The organism is Streptomyces sp. NPDC029466, from assembly GCF_055574515.1.
Map to the genome: position 1 here is coordinate 10,327 of NZ_JBVHZH010000022.1, position 13,993 is coordinate 24,319.

Below are 13,993 nucleotides of genomic sequence, written 5' to 3' on the forward strand. Positions count from 1 at the left end.
ACGCCGTTGTCCCCCCCTTGTCGGTGCCCTCCGCCCCCACGGGCCCCCCCCCTGACCGCCGCCCCCCCTCGCGGGCCGGCGGCCGGCGCGTTCCGCACCCGGCTGCTGGTGCTCCACCGCGGCCCGGATACCCCGCGGCATCGTCGCCCTCGCCCCCACTGGCGCCGTGCCACGCGGCGGACCCACCCTGCGACGTGACGCGTCTCACTGGCATCGGCTGACCGTGGACCTCGTCGCCGCCCTCTGGACGGGACCCCTGTGCATCACACGGTCGGCGGGGTGCGCCCGGAGTAGCGCCCCGAACGGGTACACCGTTCTTTGACGGCCGGTCAGCCTGGCCCGCTCGGGCGGGGCATGACGCGTTTTTGTGCCCTCTTGCCTACGCGGTGACACATGACGGAGACAGCGCGTACGTGCTCGCCGCTTTTCAGTCAAGTGGAACGCTGGAAACGAGCAAAAGAGGCAACTAACTGACCAGATTGTCGCGTCTTCCGTGCAGAGTCATAAGAAGGGGCTTTCCACCCCTGCCCCGTGCCAGGGGCTCGGAAACCGGTCTTTGAGGAGATGGAATGCGACCGTTTGCGTTGAGCTACGCCCGTCCGGCGGCGAAGTCATCGACCAGTACGCCGTACAGCTACGACGCCACGCGGCAACTCAACGTCCTCCCGGACGGACGCCCGGCCACCTGCAGCCGGGCGGTGCTGCTGGCCACCGGCACCACCGCCTCCACCGCCGGCTCCAAGACCCACTTCGACGACTGAGCCCATGACCGTCCTGGTCCTGACCTGCGAGGAAGATTTGACGGCGGACATCGTGGTGTCGACGCTGCAGGACCTCGGTGTCCCGCTCGTCCGCCTCGACCCCGCCGACCTGCCCGGCAGGGTCGCCCTGTCGGCGGAGTACGCGGACAACGACTTCCACGGATATCTCAAGTCCGGCGAGCGCATGGTGAGCCTGGGCAGCCTGCGTTCGGTATGGGTGCGCCGGCCCGGTACCCCCGGGGCCCGCACCGCGGAACAGTCCGCCTGGATCACGGCCGAGGCCGAGCAGGCGCTCTACGGCATGCTGACCAGCACCCAGGCACGCTGGATGAACCATCCCGTCGCGGCCGCGCAGGCGCGCTACAAGCCCTGGCAGCTCCGGCTCGCCCACCGCAGCGGCTTCCTCGTGCCCGCCACGCTGGTCACCACGTTCCCGGCGATGGCCCGGCAGTTCGCCGCCGCCCACCAGGACCTGGTGGTGAAATCGGTGAGCGGAAAGCACCCCGGTGACCCTCCGATGGTGCTGCCCACCACCCGTATCAGTCCGGACACGGACTTCTCCGGGGTGGCAGCCGGGCCGACCCTGCTCCAGCAGCACATCCCCAAGGAGGCGGACATCCGGCTGACGTGTGTCGGTGACCACCTCTTCGCCGCCCGTAAGAAAGCCGATCCGGAGGAAGTCGACAGCCGCTTCACCCACCAGGGCACCTGGGAGGCCGTCGAGGTGCCCGACGCCGTCCACCGGTCCGTGAATTCCTATATGAGTGCTGCGCAACTTGCCTACGGTGCTTTTGATTTCGCCGAAGACCCGGACGGCGCCTGGTGGTTCCTGGAATGCAACCAGGGCGGCCAGTTCGGCTTCATCCAGTTGGAGACCGACCAGCCCATCGCCCAGGCCATCGCCACCTGGCTCGCCGTGGAACCCTGAGGCCGGAGCGGTAGCCCCGCCCGCGCCCGTCCGCCCTAGTGGATCAGCATGTTCGCGATCACGATGAGCAGACCGATCAGCACATCCACCCCACCCACCCGAAAGGACGCCGCCCAGCGCCGGCCCGCCACCCGGGCCGCCCATACCCCCCAGCCGAACAGCGCCACCATATTGATGGTCAGGGCGACGTCGACCGCGCCGTCCTCACCCCACCATTCCGCGTAGGCACCGAACAGCGCGAACATGGTGGGCACCATCGCGGCCACCAGCGGCCACTCCATCAGCACCGAACGCACCGCGCTCGGGGTGACGTGCTTGTCGTCGCTCGTCCGGTGTGCGATCGAGTGCGCGTAGCCGTGTGCCGCGGCCGACGCCGCGGCCGTCAGCGCCACCCACAGTGCGTCGTAGCCCGGGTCCGGCGGTCTGCCCTCATGGCCGAGCGCGGCCACCAGAGCGCTGGCGAGCACCGAGCCGTACACCCCGCCGAACAGCAGTCGCTGCAGGGGCTCCGCTCGTCTGAGGGGTGGCTGTACGGGTACGCTGCGGCTTTCTGACAAGGCGCCACCTCACAGGACCGACGGGCTTTCCCGCTCCGGGATCAACACCCGAGATGTAGCAGTCCCCGGCGCCGATCCGTCCGAAGCTGCGCCGAGGGCACCGGCGATTTACCACCGCGTGGCGCGCCCCGGTCAGCTGTGCAGCGTCAGCGGCGGATGTGTCCCGTTCAGGTAGTGGTCACCGATGTCGCGGAGCCGGGTGGTGGGGGAGACCCGCGCCGTCAGTACCCGGACGTTGCGCCAGAACCTGTCGAACCCCAAAGGGTCGGCAGCGGAGTCGGCGCCCTGGGTGAGTTCCAGTACGCGGGTGGTCAGACGCATCGCGGAGCGGCTGGTGACGGCCTCGGCGGCGGCGACCAGCACCGCGATATCGGCCCGCTGGTCGACCCCGAGCGCCGGGCCCGCGCGAAGCCCCCGTGCCAGCGCCTCCGACGCCGACTCGACGACGGCCGCGGCGGTCCGGGTCTCGGTCACCAATTCCCCGTACGCGAGGAGGAGATAGGGGTCAGCGCCCGGCCGCTCCGCGTACCCGCCCTCCTCCCGCCCCTCGGCCGCCCGGCCGTGCGACCCGGCCCGGGTGATGTCCCGGGCCTCCGCCAGCGCTCCTTCGGCGATGCCCAGACCGACGTGAACGAGGGCGAGCCGGAGCGCCAGCGGGGCGAGCGTGGCGAACGGCGCGAGGGCGTGCTCATCGCGGGGGACGGCGCCGAGCACCTGGTCCGCGGGGACCGGGACGCCGTCGAAGCTGATCCGGCCGGCCGCGGTGAGCCGCTGGCCGAGGCGGTCGTGCTCGGGGGCGGCCGCCACGCCGGGGTGGGCCGGGTCGACGCAGACCACGAGGGACTCGCCCGTATCGGTGTGCACCGCACCGAGCACCAGCCGGTCGGCGATGGCCACGCCCGCGGCGAACGACCGGCAGCCGTGGAGGAGGTAGCCCTCCGCGGCCGGGGTGAGGGTGAGCTCCGGCCCGGTCGCCGGTTCGGTGTCAGGGAAGTCGATGCCGCCGCCCCAGAGCCACTGCTCCGCGCTCGCCCGGAGTTCGAGCTCATCGGCCCGTTCCGGCGTGCCGAAGAACCGTGCGCTCCACGACAACGCCCAGTGACGGCCCAGCAGTTCGCCGATGGAACCGTCCGCAGCCGCGATCTCCCGGATGACCGCGCAGGCGGTGCGCCAGTCGGTGCCCCGCCCGGCGGGGCCGGGAGGCGCAAGCAGCGCCGGCAGACCCGCCTCGCGCAGCCGGGCGAGCTCGTCGAACGGAGGCTTGCCGGCCCGGTCGCGGACCAGGGCGTCGACCGCCAGGTCATCGGCGACCTCCCGGGTGATGCGCCGCCAGATCTCGTCGTCGGTACAGGACTTGACCTGCGGGGAAGCGGGGCGTGCGGGGGACTGCTCCGGCACGGTGACCTGCCCCGTCCGGCCGGAAGCGTCCGGTGCGGGCGGGCAGATCAGGCCGGGGGCCGACGGGACGGAACGCATCGGTGCGCGCACGCCCACCTCCTGGCTTCCCTAGTTTTCCCACTGGATTGGTAGGGAAAGAATGCTTCCGGGCCGCGGATGGATCAAGGGGCGTTCAAGGGATGGACAAGCTCGTCTTGGCATCCGGGACATGGCGGGGAGGACGCTCCGGACGCACCTCGCCCCGGACGTGCCCCGCTCCCAACGACACCCCTTAGGGATTCGTCCAGGACTCGGGATGCTCGGTCAGTTCCGCCACCTGCGGCGGAAGCTCGGCGGAGGCGACATCGGCCAGGGTCACGCCGTCGAGGATTTCGCGGACGTTCGCCCGCAGCGCGATCCACAGCGGCAGCAGGGACCGGGCGGGGCCGGTGTAGGACAGCTCCGGCGGGCGGACTCCGCGTACCGACACCAGCGGCCCGTCCACGACCCGGATGACATCCGCGATGCTGATCGCCTCCGCGGGCCTGGCCAGCCGGTAGCCGCCGCTGCCGCCGCGCCGGCTCTGCACCAGCCCGCCCCGGCGCATGTCGTTCAGAATGCCTTCGAGGAACTTGTGCGGAATGTCCTGCGCCTGGGCGATGGCCTCCGCCTTGAGCGGCCCCGCGTCCCGGGCGTCAGCGAGTTGCAGCGCGGCACGCACGGCATAGTCCGCTCTGGCTGAGATCCGCATGCTCCGCATTATCCCGCAGTGGACCCGGCATCCCGCAGGCACCCCGGTGCGGATCCGCCGGGTGCCCGCGCGCCGGCCGCCCGGCACGCCCGGTCGTCCGGTTGCGAGCCCGGACGACCGGACGGAGGCTCGACATACGGCATGGACTCACGGCATCGACTCCGAGGTGAGTGTCGTGGCAGACAAAGGCGCGCCGATACCCGTCACCCAGCCCGCCGTCCTGGAGACACGAGGGCCGGGCAGTGTGAAGGTGGCCCTCGACGTCAACGGCGTCTCCCGGATCGTGAATCTGGAACCACGGGTGAGCCTGCTGGACGCGCTACGCGAGCAGATGGCCCTCACCGGCACCAAAAAGGGCTGTGACCAGGGAACCTGCGGTGCGTGCACGGTCTGGGTCGACGGCCGCCGGGTGCTGGCCTGTCTGACCCTGGCCATCAGCTGCGAAGGCCAAGAGGTGACCACCATCGAGGGCCTCGCCGAGGGCGATGAGCTGCACCCGATGCAACGCGCCTTCCTCGAACACGACGCCTTCCAGTGCGGCTACTGCACACCGGGGCAGATCATGTCGGCCGTCGCGCTGCTGAACGAAGGACATGCCGGCACCGACGCGGAGATCGCCGAGTGGATGAGCGGCAACATCTGCCGCTGCGCGGCCTATCCCCATATCCGCTCCGCCATCCGCGAGGTGCGGGACCGGAAGACAGGACAGTGAGGTGCGTGCCCTCAGCTACACCCGCGCGACGGACGTGCACAGCGCCGTCGAGGCGGTGACGAGTGACCCCGGCAGCTCCTTCCTCGCGGGCGGCACCACGGAAATCGATCTGCTGCGGCTGGATGTGCTGCGGCCGCATCGCCTGGTGGACATCAACCGGCTGCCGCTGACCGGCGTCGAGGAGCGTGCCGACGGGGGACTGCTGATCGGCGCGCTGGCGCGGATGAGCGAGGTCGCCGAGGACAGGGCGGTCGTGCAGCGCTTCCCGATGCTGTCCCAGGCGCTGCTTCTCGGGGCCTCCGCCCAGTTGCGGCACATGGCCTCCATGGGCGGGAACCTGATGCAGCGGGTGCGGTGCGCCTACTACCGCGACCCCGAATCGGCCTGCAACAAACGCGTTCCGGGGAGCGGCTGTTCCGCACTGGAGGGCGTCCACCGCGGCCATGCGATCCTCGGCACGAGCGAGCACTGCATCGCCACCCACCCCTCCGACCTGGCCGTCGCCCTCGTCGCCCTGGACGCCGTGGTGCACGTGGAAGGCATGGACGGCGCCCGCACCCTCCCCGTCGACGACTTCTTCCTGCTCCCCGGCGATACGCCCGAGCGCGAACATCCGCTCACGCCCGGCGAACTCATCACCGCGATCGAGGTGCCCGCGCTCCCCATGGCGCGCAGATCGCTGTATCTCAAGGTGCGCGACCGCGAGTCCTACGAATTCGCCCTCGCCTCGGCGGCGGTGGCGCTCGCGCTGGAGGACGGAGTGGTCCGCGAGGTCCGGCTCGCCCTCGGCGGGGTGGCCACCAAGCCGTGGCGCGCCCGCCGGGCCGAGGACGTCCTCGTGGGCGAGCGCGCCGACGACGCCGCGTTCACCCGGGCCGCGACCGCCGAACTGGCCCCCGCCGACACCCGGCCGATGAACGCGTTCAAGGCGGAACTCGCCCGGCGGACCCTCGTCCGCGCCCTGCGCACCGTCGCCACGACCGGAGGCGGGACGGCATGACCACCGGCGCCACCCTCGAAGCCATCGGCCGGCCCGTCGATCGCGTCGACGGTCCCGCCAAAGTCACCGGTCACGGCCGCTACGCGGCGGAGATCACGCTGCCCAACACCGCGTACGCCGCCCTGGTCGGCGCCCGTACGGCCAGCGGGCGGATCACCGGCATCCGCACGGAGGCCGCGGAGCGCGCCGACGGTGTACTCGCCGTGCTGACCCACCAGAACCTGCCGGACATCGCCGGCCGGCCCTCTCTGCTGCCGTCCCTGGCCGGCCATGCCGCCCCGGGGGAGAGCTTCTTCCCGCTTCAGGACGAGGTCGTCCATTACTTCGGCCAGCCCGTCGCCGTGGTGATCGCGGACTCGCTCGAACGCGCCCACTTCGCGGCCCGGCAGCTCCATGTCGACTACGACCGGCGTCCGTCCGTCACCACTCTGGACGAGGGCCGGGGCCAGTCCTATGAACCCGAGGCGATCTTCGCCGGGTTCCTTCCCGCACGCAGTGTGCGCGGCGATGTCGAAGCCGGTTTCAAGGCCGCGACCCAACGCCTCGATGCCACCTTCCACTTCGCGGCCAACCACCACAACCCCATCGAACCGTCGGCCACCACCGCCGTCTGGGACGGCGACCGGCTCACCCTCTACGACGCCACCCAGGGCATCGTGGCGACCCAGAGCACCGTGGCCGCACTGCTCGGCATCCCGCCGTCGAAGGTACGGGTCCGGGCGTCGTTCGTCGGCGGGGGATTCGGCTGCAAGGCCATGATCTGGCCGCATGTCACCCTGGCGGCACTGGCCGCGCGGGAGGTGGGCCGGCCGGTCAAACTGGCGCTCACCCGGGAGCAGATGTTCACCTCCTGCGGCCACCGCGAGGAGCAGGAACAGCGCATCGAACTCGGGGCGACCGACGACGGCCGGCTCACCGCGCTGCGCCACCACAAGCTCTCGCTGACCTCGCCCTTCGACGAATGGGCCGAACCCTCGCTCGGCATGGCCGGCCAGGTCTACGCCTGCCCCCACTACGAGGGCGTCTACCGGCTGATCCGCAGCAACACCATGACACCCACCTTCACCCGCGGCCCCGGCGAGACCACCGGCATGTACGCCATGGAATGCGTGATGGACGAGCTCGCCCACCGCATCGGCGTCGACCCGGTGCAACTGCGGCTGCGCAACCACGCCGAGGCCGACCCGCACACCGGCCACCCCTGGTCGAGCGACGGTGCGGAGGAGTGCTACCGGCGCGGCGCGGCCCGCTTCGACTGGCAGTCGCGCAATCCCGAACCCCGCTCCGAACGGGACGGCAACCGGCTCATCGGCAAGGGCATGGCCACCGCCGGCTACCCCGTGCTCTTCCCCATGCAGCCGCAGCGTGCCCGGGCCCGGCTCTACGCCGACGGCACCGCGGTGGTGCAGGCCGGCACCCAGGAGTTCGGCACCGGAGCGGGCACCGCCATGACCCAGGTCGCCGCCGATGGCCTGGGCATCGCGCTGCGGAACGTCCGGTTCGAGTACGGCGACACCGACCTGCCCAACGTCGCGGCCGCGGTCGGCTCGGCCGGCGCCGGAATGATCAGCGCCGCGGTATACACGGCCGCCACCACGCTCCGCGACCAGATGATCGAGCAGGCGATAGCCGACCCCAGCTCCCCGCTGCACCACGCGGACCCCGCCACCGTCGTCGTCCGCGAGGGCCGGATGCAGCTCCGGGACCGGCCCGACACGGGCGAGAGCTACCGCGCCCTGATGGAGCGTCACTTCATGACCGACCTGGAGGCACTCGGCAGCTGGAGCCCGCCACCGCAGGATCTCCCGTACGGGCTGGCCACCTTCGGCGCCCAGTTCGCCGAGGTCGCCGTCGACCCGGACCTGGGTACGGTCCGGGTACGCCGTATGGTCGGTGCCTTCGCCCCCGGCCGGGTCCTCAACGCCAAGACGGCCCGCAGTCAGGTCGTCGGCGGCATGCTCTGGGGCCTCGGCCAGGCGCTGCTCGAAGGAAGTGTGACCGACCCCCGCGACGGCCGCTGGGCGAACGCGAGCCTCGGCGAATACCTGGTGCCGGTCAACGCCGACGCCCCCGACATCGCCGTCGAGTTCGTGGAAGTGCCGGACACCGTCGTCAACCCGCTCGGTGTCAAGGGCCTCGGTGAAGTCGGCATGGTCGGCGCAGCGGCAGCCATCGCCAACGCCGTCTTCCACGCCACCGGATACCGGGCCAGGGAACTGCCGATCAGGATCGAGCACCTGCTGTAAGGGCGACCGGCCCGCCGGAGACGGAAGGACGTCACCATGCCTACGGACGCACACCCCGGCCCGCTGCGGGCACTCGTGCTCGGTGCCTCGATGCGCACCGGATCGAGCAACGCCCGACTGGCCTCCCTCGTGGCCCGGATGATGACCGCGGCCGGCGCCACCGTGGATCTCGCCACGATGCGGGAATTCGACATGCCGCTGTACGACGGTGATGTGGAGGAGACCCAAGGGCTGCCGGACGGCGCCCTGGCACTCCGCGACCGGCTGGAGTGGTGCGACGCCTTTGCGCTCTCCTCACCCGAGTACAACGCCTCCGTGCCGGGAGTGGTGAAGAACGCGATCGACTGGGTCTCCCGGGTCCGGCCGCAGCCCTTCAAGACCAAGCACGCGCTGCTTGTCTCCGCCTCCCCGTCCCTGGTCGGCGGCAACCGGGGACTGTGGGCGCTACGGGTTCCGCTGGAACATCTCGGCACCCGCGTCTACCCGGACATGTTCAGCCTGGCCGCGGCCCACCAGGGCTTCACCGAGGAAGGGCAGCTGGTCGACCCCACACTGCACACGCGCCTGGAGGAGACCGTCACCGCCTTCCTCCGTCTCGTCGAGGCCGATGCGCGCTACGTCTGTCTGCAGCGCCGGTGGTACGAGTTCCCGGGGGACCGGACCGGGGCCCCCGTCACCCAGCGGGCGGAGGGCTGAGCGGACCTCCGACGGCGGCTCTCCGGCCCCTCGCCGGTGCCGTGACAAAGGACCGTGGCAACGGGGGCGTGACAAAGGGGCGGTAGCGGACCTCATGCCGCCACCGCCCCCTGACACGTACGGGGACGCCGTACCGGTGCGGCACCCGACGCAACGAGTGCCCCCACGGCCTCCCTAGGCGGAGGCAAGCCGAGCCCGGTGCCGAGCGGCCCGGCGCCGCATGGCGCGCCGCTCGTCCTCGCTCATGCCGCCCCAGACACCGGTGTCCTGCCGGGATTCGAGTGCCCATTGGAGGCACTGCCCCATCACCGGGCAGCGGTGGCAGACAGCCTTGGCCTCCTCGATCTGGAGCAGCGCGGGACCGGTGTTGCCGACGGGGAAGAACAGCTCCGGGTCCGCTTCGCGGCACACCGCGTCGTGACGCCAGTCCATGAGTAACCTCCGTTCTCCGCGGCGGGGCGCGGTTGATGGGCAGTGCGGCACGGCTTCACCGGGTCGGCCGGCTGCTTCGGCAGCCTCCTTACCCGGACGCCTGCTGTCCTCGCGTGCCCGATCCTGCGCCCACAATGCACCGCCGTTCCCAACGATCACATTCCTCCCCGAATCGCTCACATTCCGGCCCGGTACGGCCATGGCCAGGGACCGCGCCCGGCACCGTGCCGAACGGCCCGAGTCCGCGAGGGCCTGGCGCCAAGACGCCCTGTGACCAGGGCTCTTGACGCCCGTGATCAACCGTGAACTGATGTGCAAGAGGGACGACGGGGAGGGGCGACATGCTGGACGGGCTGAGCGATTTCTGCACCGAGACGCTGACGGAGCACGGGTGTCCGTCGGTCTCCGTCGCGGTCGCCGAACGCGGCGAGGTGGTGTACGCCGCGGCCTACGGGACGGCCGATCTCGCCACCGGCCGCCCGGCCACGCCGGACACGGCGTACGGGCTGGCCTCCGTCACCAAGCCGATGACGGCGACCGCCGTCTGCCACGCGGCCGATGAAGGGCTCCTGGACCTGGACGCCCCCGTTCCGCTGCCGGGAGCCGAGGGCCGGCCGGCCCCCACCGCACGCCAACTGCTCCAGCACCGGGGCGGCTTGGGCGCGTACTACGACTGGGACTACGGCGACGGCGAGCGGGTGCCTGACCCGGACCGCTACGCCGTGCCCTCCCGCCCGCCGGGCACCGGCTTCGGCTACGCCAACCTCGGCTACCGCCTCCTCGGCCGGCTGCTGGAGCAGGCCACCGGCCAGGAACTGGGCGCCTGCCTGCGCGAACGGGTCTTCGCGCCGCTCGGGCTCACCGGCTGCCATCTCGCGCGGGGGTACCCGGGCCCGGCGCCGTCGGCGCAGCGGTACACGCCCGACGGCCGGGCCTACCCCGACTACGACTGCGGCCACCCGGGCGCCACCCTCGGCTGGGCCCCGGCCGGTGAGCTGGCGCTGTTCGCCCAGTCGTACGACCGGCTGCTGAAGCCGGAGACCGCGGCGGCCGTTCGGCACGCGCTGCCGGTCAACGAGCATCTGGGGTACGGGCTCGGCTGGTGCCTGTCCTCGGGCGACGGGCCACTGGTGCAGAGCCACAGCGGTGGCGGCCCCGGTGTGGCCGCGATGGCCGTCGCCATGCCCGAGCGGCTGCTCTCCGTCGCGGTGCTCACCAACTCCACGAACAAGGCGGCCCGCGACGCGATCCTCCGATACGTGCTGGATGAATTGGCCCCGGACTGCACCCCCGAGGCGATTACGCCCCTGATCGCTGATCCGGCGCGCCCGATGACGCTGCCGGAGGGCGAGTGGACGGGCCGGATCAGCGCACCCGAGCGGGAGGTGCCGCTCACCCTCCGCGTGCTGCCGGGCCGCCGGATCGCCCTGCGGCTGGACGGCGTGCCCGCCACCGTCCCGGCGAGCGCCACGACGGCCTGGGACCTGCGCGCCTCCTTCCCGTTGCAGCTACCGACCACCGACGCCCGGATCAACAGCCCGGAGCTGGGACTGGTCCTCCGGCTCGCCGACGGCGTGCTGACCGGTGAGGCCCACGCCTACAAGAACGGCGATACCGAGGGCCGGCTCGGCAACTTCCTGAGCCACTCCTGCACCCTGGCCCCGGCCTGAACGACCGTCCCCGTAAGGCGCCTCAGCGGTGACAGCTGTAGTGCCCCTTGTGCCACTGCTTCTCCCAGCGGCCGGGGTGCCAGTGCTTGCTCCAGTGCCCCTTGTGCCAGTGGTGGTGGCCGTCATATCAGCCCGGGTCCGGGACCCTGTGCGCAGACGGGAACGCAGGGAGGGACTACGGTCGGTTCCCCGGCCCGGCGCAGTCGGTCGGGCAGCTCTGATCAGGAGGTGGAGCCGGATGCTGGTACTGGGGCGTTCGCAGGTCGAGGCGCTGCTCGAAATGGACGCGCTGATCGACGCGCTGGCGTCGGCGATGACGGATCTCAGTGCGGGCCGGGCTTCCGCCCCGGATCGCGTCGCCGTGACGGTACCGGAGCGGGACGGCTTCCTGGCGGCCATGCCGGGCCTCGTTCCGTCGGCCGGTGTGCTCATGAGCAAGCTGGTCTCCGTCTTCCCGCACAACGGCGGGACCCCCGTGCCGACCCACCAGGCGCTGATCGTCGTCTTCGACCCGCACACCGGAGAGCCCACGGCGCTGCTGGACGGTACGGCGATCACCGCGGCCCGGACCGCCGCCGGTTCGGCGCTCTCGGCGCGCCTGCTGGCCCGTGAGGACGCCTCGGTGCTGGCCGTTCTGGGCACCGGCGCACAGGCCCGGTCGCATGCCGAGGCGATGTGCCGGGTGCGCCCGATCCGGCAGATCCGGGTGGCCGGCCGCGACCGGACGAAGGCGGCCGCGCTGGCCGACGAACTGTCCGCCGCACTCCGGGTACCCGTCGAGGCGGCGGCCACCTGGGCCGAGGCGCTCGACGGGGCCGATATCGCCGCCGCGACCACCCACTCCGTCGAGCCCGTCATCCGCCGTTCCTGGCTGACACCCGGAGTGCATGTGACCTCGGTCGGCTTCAACCCGGATGGCCGGGAGATCGACGATGCCACGGTCGCCGAAGCACTGGTGTGCGTCGAGTCGCGGCAGGCGGCGCTGGCCCCCTTCCCCGCCGGCAGCAACGATCTGCTGCACCCCCTCCGCGACGGCGTGATCACCGAGGGACATGTGCACGCCGAGCTGGGCGAACTCCTCGCGGGCAACAAGCCGGGCCGCTCCTCGGACCAGCAGATCACCCTCTACAAGTCCGTCGGGGTGGCGGTGCAGGATGCCGCGGCCGCGGCCCTGGTCGTCGCGGGCGCGCGGGAGCGGTTGGTGGGGGCGGAGGTTGGGCTTGGGTGAGTGGGCCGGCGGGCGGCCTATTGTCTTCCCGCGTTTTTGGCTTTCCCGCCGTTCCGCTGCGCTTCGCCTCGGCCGACGTTTTCGGCTTTCCCGCCGTTGCGCCTGCGGCGGGCGGGTCCGCTGCGCGGGGCTGTGGGTACGGTGACGGGGCGGCGGGGGGGGGGGGGGGGGGGGGGGGGGGGGGGGGGGGGGGGGGTGGGGGGGGGGCGGCCCCCCCCCCCCCCCCCCCCCCCCCCTCCGGCCCGTCCCCTCCCGTGGGGGAGTGAGTGACGGTGGGTGGGGGCTGGCCTTGTGGCTTTCTTTCCCGTCCGCTGAAGCGCGGCCACATTCGTTTTTCTCGGCCGCCGGGGCGGCAGCCCCGGAGTGCGGATAGTGCTGACCGCTGTCGGCGCCGACGTCCGTCATGTCACCGAAGAGGGAATCGATCGAGAGAAGAACGGTGACAGACGCAGTGTGTCGATTCCTGGCCACGCGAGAGAGGGAATCCGGTGGCTGATACCGCGCTGATCGCCGTCGGTGTCGGTGTTGGTGTTGGTGTCGACGAAACTCCGCGGCTGCGCGTCCGGTCGTGTTCAGAAGGAGCCGGTCTCGCAGCGCCGGACCCAGTCGGTTGCGGCGATCGCGTATGACGGATCGGGGCTCAGGCGGTCCTCCCGGCGGCAGGCCTCCACATATTTGATGGCGTGCGGGTCCTCGGTCGCCAGGGCGCGTTCGGCGAGCGTGACGTAGTCCTGGACCGGCTCCTCGGGGTGGTGCTCGCGTCGTCCCGTGCCGTACGCGCTGCGGATGGCGGCCGAGAAGCGGACCGCGGCGGCGACGCTGGGCCAGTGGAGTTCGGCGGGCAGGCTCGGCAGCACGAGGCGTACCGCGGCGGGGGTGGTGAGGGCGTGCACGAAGGCCATCGGGGTCTTGTGCTCATCGGTGAGGTAGCTCCCGGCGGCGGCTCTGGTGAGCCGGCTCAGCGCCCGGTCGGCGTCGTCCTCGGGGAGCAGGGAATCCACGGCCGGCGCGAAGTCCGGTTCGAGCCACACCGTTTCGAGCCGGATCCGGAAGATCATGCCCATGCCCTGGTCGCTGCGCAGCTTGGGGACCGCCGCCCACGCCTGCGCCAGATCCCGTTTGCGCGGGGTGGACGGCTCCTCGGGGAGCTCCTGGTAGCGGGCGGCCCAGTAGCCGAGCCCACGGGCGAGCTCCTCGATGCGCCACGGACCGGTGGATTCCTTGAGCATCCGCACCGCGTGCCCGGTGCGGATGACGCCATGGCCGCCCCCCGCGGCGAAGCCCGGCAGCAGCCGGGGCCACCAGCGGGCGAGCACATCGGTCCAGGCGGCGCCGGCCAGCTCCCGCCGGAAGAATTCGGTCCAGTCCCCCAGGAGCCGCATATTGCCCAGGGCCGGGCGCCAGTTGTCGTGGGTGATCTCCTGGAATAGTCCGTAGGTGTCCTCGTAGAGCACCTTTCGGTAGGAGCTCACCCATGCTCCGATCGCCGCGGAGTGCCCGAGCTGTCCCAGGGCCTCCGCCGCCATGGGGCCGTGATTGCTCACCCCGGGGCCGAACTCGGGGCCTGAGTTGCTGAGGTACTTCAGTGCGCCGTCCAGGTCGTTCACTGTGCCCCCTAAGGGTTGTCCCGTAACT

Annotated in this window: 13 protein-coding genes; 8 read left to right on the forward strand and 5 right to left on the reverse strand. The window is 71.7% G+C overall.

The features are described 5' to 3' along the window. Positions 1-569 precede the first annotated feature (569 nt). Positions 570-761: a putative ATP-grasp-modified RiPP gene (gene tgmA, locus ACZ4XD_RS18255; RefSeq protein WP_026169961.1), complete on the forward strand. Its 192-nt coding sequence runs from the start codon at positions 570-572 to the stop codon at positions 759-761. Between the two features lie 4 nt (positions 762-765). Then, positions 766-1,689 carry an ATP-grasp ribosomal peptide maturase gene (gene tgmB, locus ACZ4XD_RS18260; RefSeq protein WP_468043218.1) on the forward strand — a complete coding sequence of 308 codons (924 nt, stop codon included), beginning with the start codon at positions 766-768 and terminating at the stop codon, positions 1,687-1,689. Between the two features lie 35 nt (positions 1,690-1,724). Here tgmB and ACZ4XD_RS18265 read toward each other — a convergent pair whose 3' ends face one another. The 3 genes from ACZ4XD_RS18265 to ACZ4XD_RS18275 all read right to left on the reverse strand — a co-directional run bounded on the left by ACZ4XD_RS18265 (position 1,725) and on the right by ACZ4XD_RS18275 (position 4,374). Further along, positions 1,725-2,246, reverse strand: coding sequence for a hypothetical protein (locus ACZ4XD_RS18265; RefSeq protein WP_468043220.1), 522 nt, complete (start codon positions 2,244-2,246; stop codon positions 1,725-1,727). A 132-nt stretch (positions 2,247-2,378) separates the two neighbouring features. Next, complete coding sequence (locus tag ACZ4XD_RS18270; RefSeq protein ID WP_468043222.1) at positions 2,379-3,734, reverse strand: acyl-CoA dehydrogenase family protein; 1,356 nt, start codon at positions 3,732-3,734, stop codon at positions 2,379-2,381. 181 nt (positions 3,735-3,915) lie between these two features. Then, positions 3,916-4,374 carry an RrF2 family transcriptional regulator gene (locus ACZ4XD_RS18275; protein WP_042158464.1) on the reverse strand — a complete coding sequence of 153 codons (459 nt, stop codon included), beginning with the start codon at positions 4,372-4,374 and terminating at the stop codon, positions 3,916-3,918. Positions 4,375-4,549: 175 nt separating this feature from the next. Here ACZ4XD_RS18275 and ACZ4XD_RS18280 point away from each other — a divergent pair, with 175 nt between their 5' ends. Genes ACZ4XD_RS18280 through ACZ4XD_RS18295 form a run of 4 tightly spaced genes read left to right on the forward strand, consistent with a single transcriptional unit; the run spans position 4,550 to position 9,028 of the window. After that, the gene (locus ACZ4XD_RS18280; protein WP_468043224.1) at positions 4,550-5,086 is read left to right on the forward strand and encodes a (2Fe-2S)-binding protein; all 537 of its coding nucleotides are present in this window, start codon (positions 4,550-4,552) and stop codon (positions 5,084-5,086) included. 1 nt (position 5,087) lies between these two features. Then, complete coding sequence (locus ACZ4XD_RS18285; protein ID WP_468043226.1) at positions 5,088-6,086, forward strand: FAD binding domain-containing protein; 999 nt, start codon at positions 5,088-5,090, stop codon at positions 6,084-6,086. After that, positions 6,083-8,332 carry a xanthine dehydrogenase family protein molybdopterin-binding subunit gene (locus ACZ4XD_RS18290; protein WP_468043228.1) on the forward strand — a complete coding sequence of 750 codons (2,250 nt, stop codon included), beginning with the start codon at positions 6,083-6,085 and terminating at the stop codon, positions 8,330-8,332. The genes ACZ4XD_RS18285 and ACZ4XD_RS18290 overlap by 4 nt, the downstream gene beginning before the upstream one ends. Before the next feature lie 36 nt (positions 8,333-8,368). Next, positions 8,369-9,028, forward strand: a complete 660-nt coding sequence (locus ACZ4XD_RS18295; RefSeq protein WP_468043230.1) for an NADPH-dependent FMN reductase — start codon at positions 8,369-8,371, stop codon at positions 9,026-9,028. Between the two features lie 174 nt (positions 9,029-9,202). Here the strand turns inward: ACZ4XD_RS18295 and ACZ4XD_RS18300 are convergent, their stop codons facing one another. Further along, positions 9,203-9,460, reverse strand: a complete 258-nt coding sequence (locus ACZ4XD_RS18300) for a WhiB family transcriptional regulator (protein ID WP_042158476.1) — start codon at positions 9,458-9,460, stop codon at positions 9,203-9,205. A gap of 341 nt (positions 9,461-9,801) precedes the next feature. Between ACZ4XD_RS18300 and ACZ4XD_RS18305 the strand changes: the two genes are divergently transcribed. Together ACZ4XD_RS18305 and ACZ4XD_RS18310 are read left to right on the forward strand one after the other, a co-directional pair. Further along, entirely contained in the window at positions 9,802-11,130 is a 1,329-nt protein-coding gene (locus ACZ4XD_RS18305; RefSeq protein WP_468043232.1) for a serine hydrolase domain-containing protein, read from the forward strand. A gap of 238 nt (positions 11,131-11,368) precedes the next feature. Beyond that, complete coding sequence (locus ACZ4XD_RS18310) at positions 11,369-12,358, forward strand: ornithine cyclodeaminase family protein (RefSeq protein ID WP_468043234.1); 990 nt, start codon at positions 11,369-11,371, stop codon at positions 12,356-12,358. Between the two features lie 572 nt (positions 12,359-12,930). On the opposite strand, the gene ACZ4XD_RS18315 is transcribed toward ACZ4XD_RS18310, so the two are convergent. Next, positions 12,931-13,965 carry a questin oxidase family protein gene (locus ACZ4XD_RS18315; protein WP_468043236.1) on the reverse strand — a complete coding sequence of 345 codons (1,035 nt, stop codon included), beginning with the start codon at positions 13,963-13,965 and terminating at the stop codon, positions 12,931-12,933. Between the last annotated feature and the right edge of the window lie 28 nt (positions 13,966-13,993).

What these genes read in the sequence shown, in the direction of transcription:
- tgmA (WP_026169961.1), top strand. Translation starts at nt 570, where the DNA reads ATGCGACCGTTTGCGTTGAGCTACGCCCGTCCGGCGGCGAAGTCATCG.
- tgmB (WP_468043218.1), top strand. Translation starts at nt 766, where the DNA reads ATGACCGTCCTGGTCCTGACCTGCGAGGAAGATTTGACGGCGGACATC.
- ACZ4XD_RS18275 (WP_042158464.1), bottom strand. Translation starts at nt 4,374, where the DNA reads ATGCGGATCTCAGCCAGAGCGGACTATGCCGTGCGTGCCGCGCTGCAA.
- ACZ4XD_RS18290 (WP_468043228.1), top strand. Translation starts at nt 6,083, where the DNA reads ATGACCACCGGCGCCACCCTCGAAGCCATCGGCCGGCCCGTCGATCGC.
- ACZ4XD_RS18295 (WP_468043230.1), top strand. Translation starts at nt 8,369, where the DNA reads ATGCCTACGGACGCACACCCCGGCCCGCTGCGGGCACTCGTGCTCGGT.
- ACZ4XD_RS18300 (WP_042158476.1), bottom strand. Translation starts at nt 9,460, where the DNA reads ATGGACTGGCGTCACGACGCGGTGTGCCGCGAAGCGGACCCGGAGCTG.
- ACZ4XD_RS18305 (WP_468043232.1), top strand. Translation starts at nt 9,802, where the DNA reads ATGCTGGACGGGCTGAGCGATTTCTGCACCGAGACGCTGACGGAGCAC.
- ACZ4XD_RS18310 (WP_468043234.1), top strand. Translation starts at nt 11,369, where the DNA reads ATGCTGGTACTGGGGCGTTCGCAGGTCGAGGCGCTGCTCGAAATGGAC.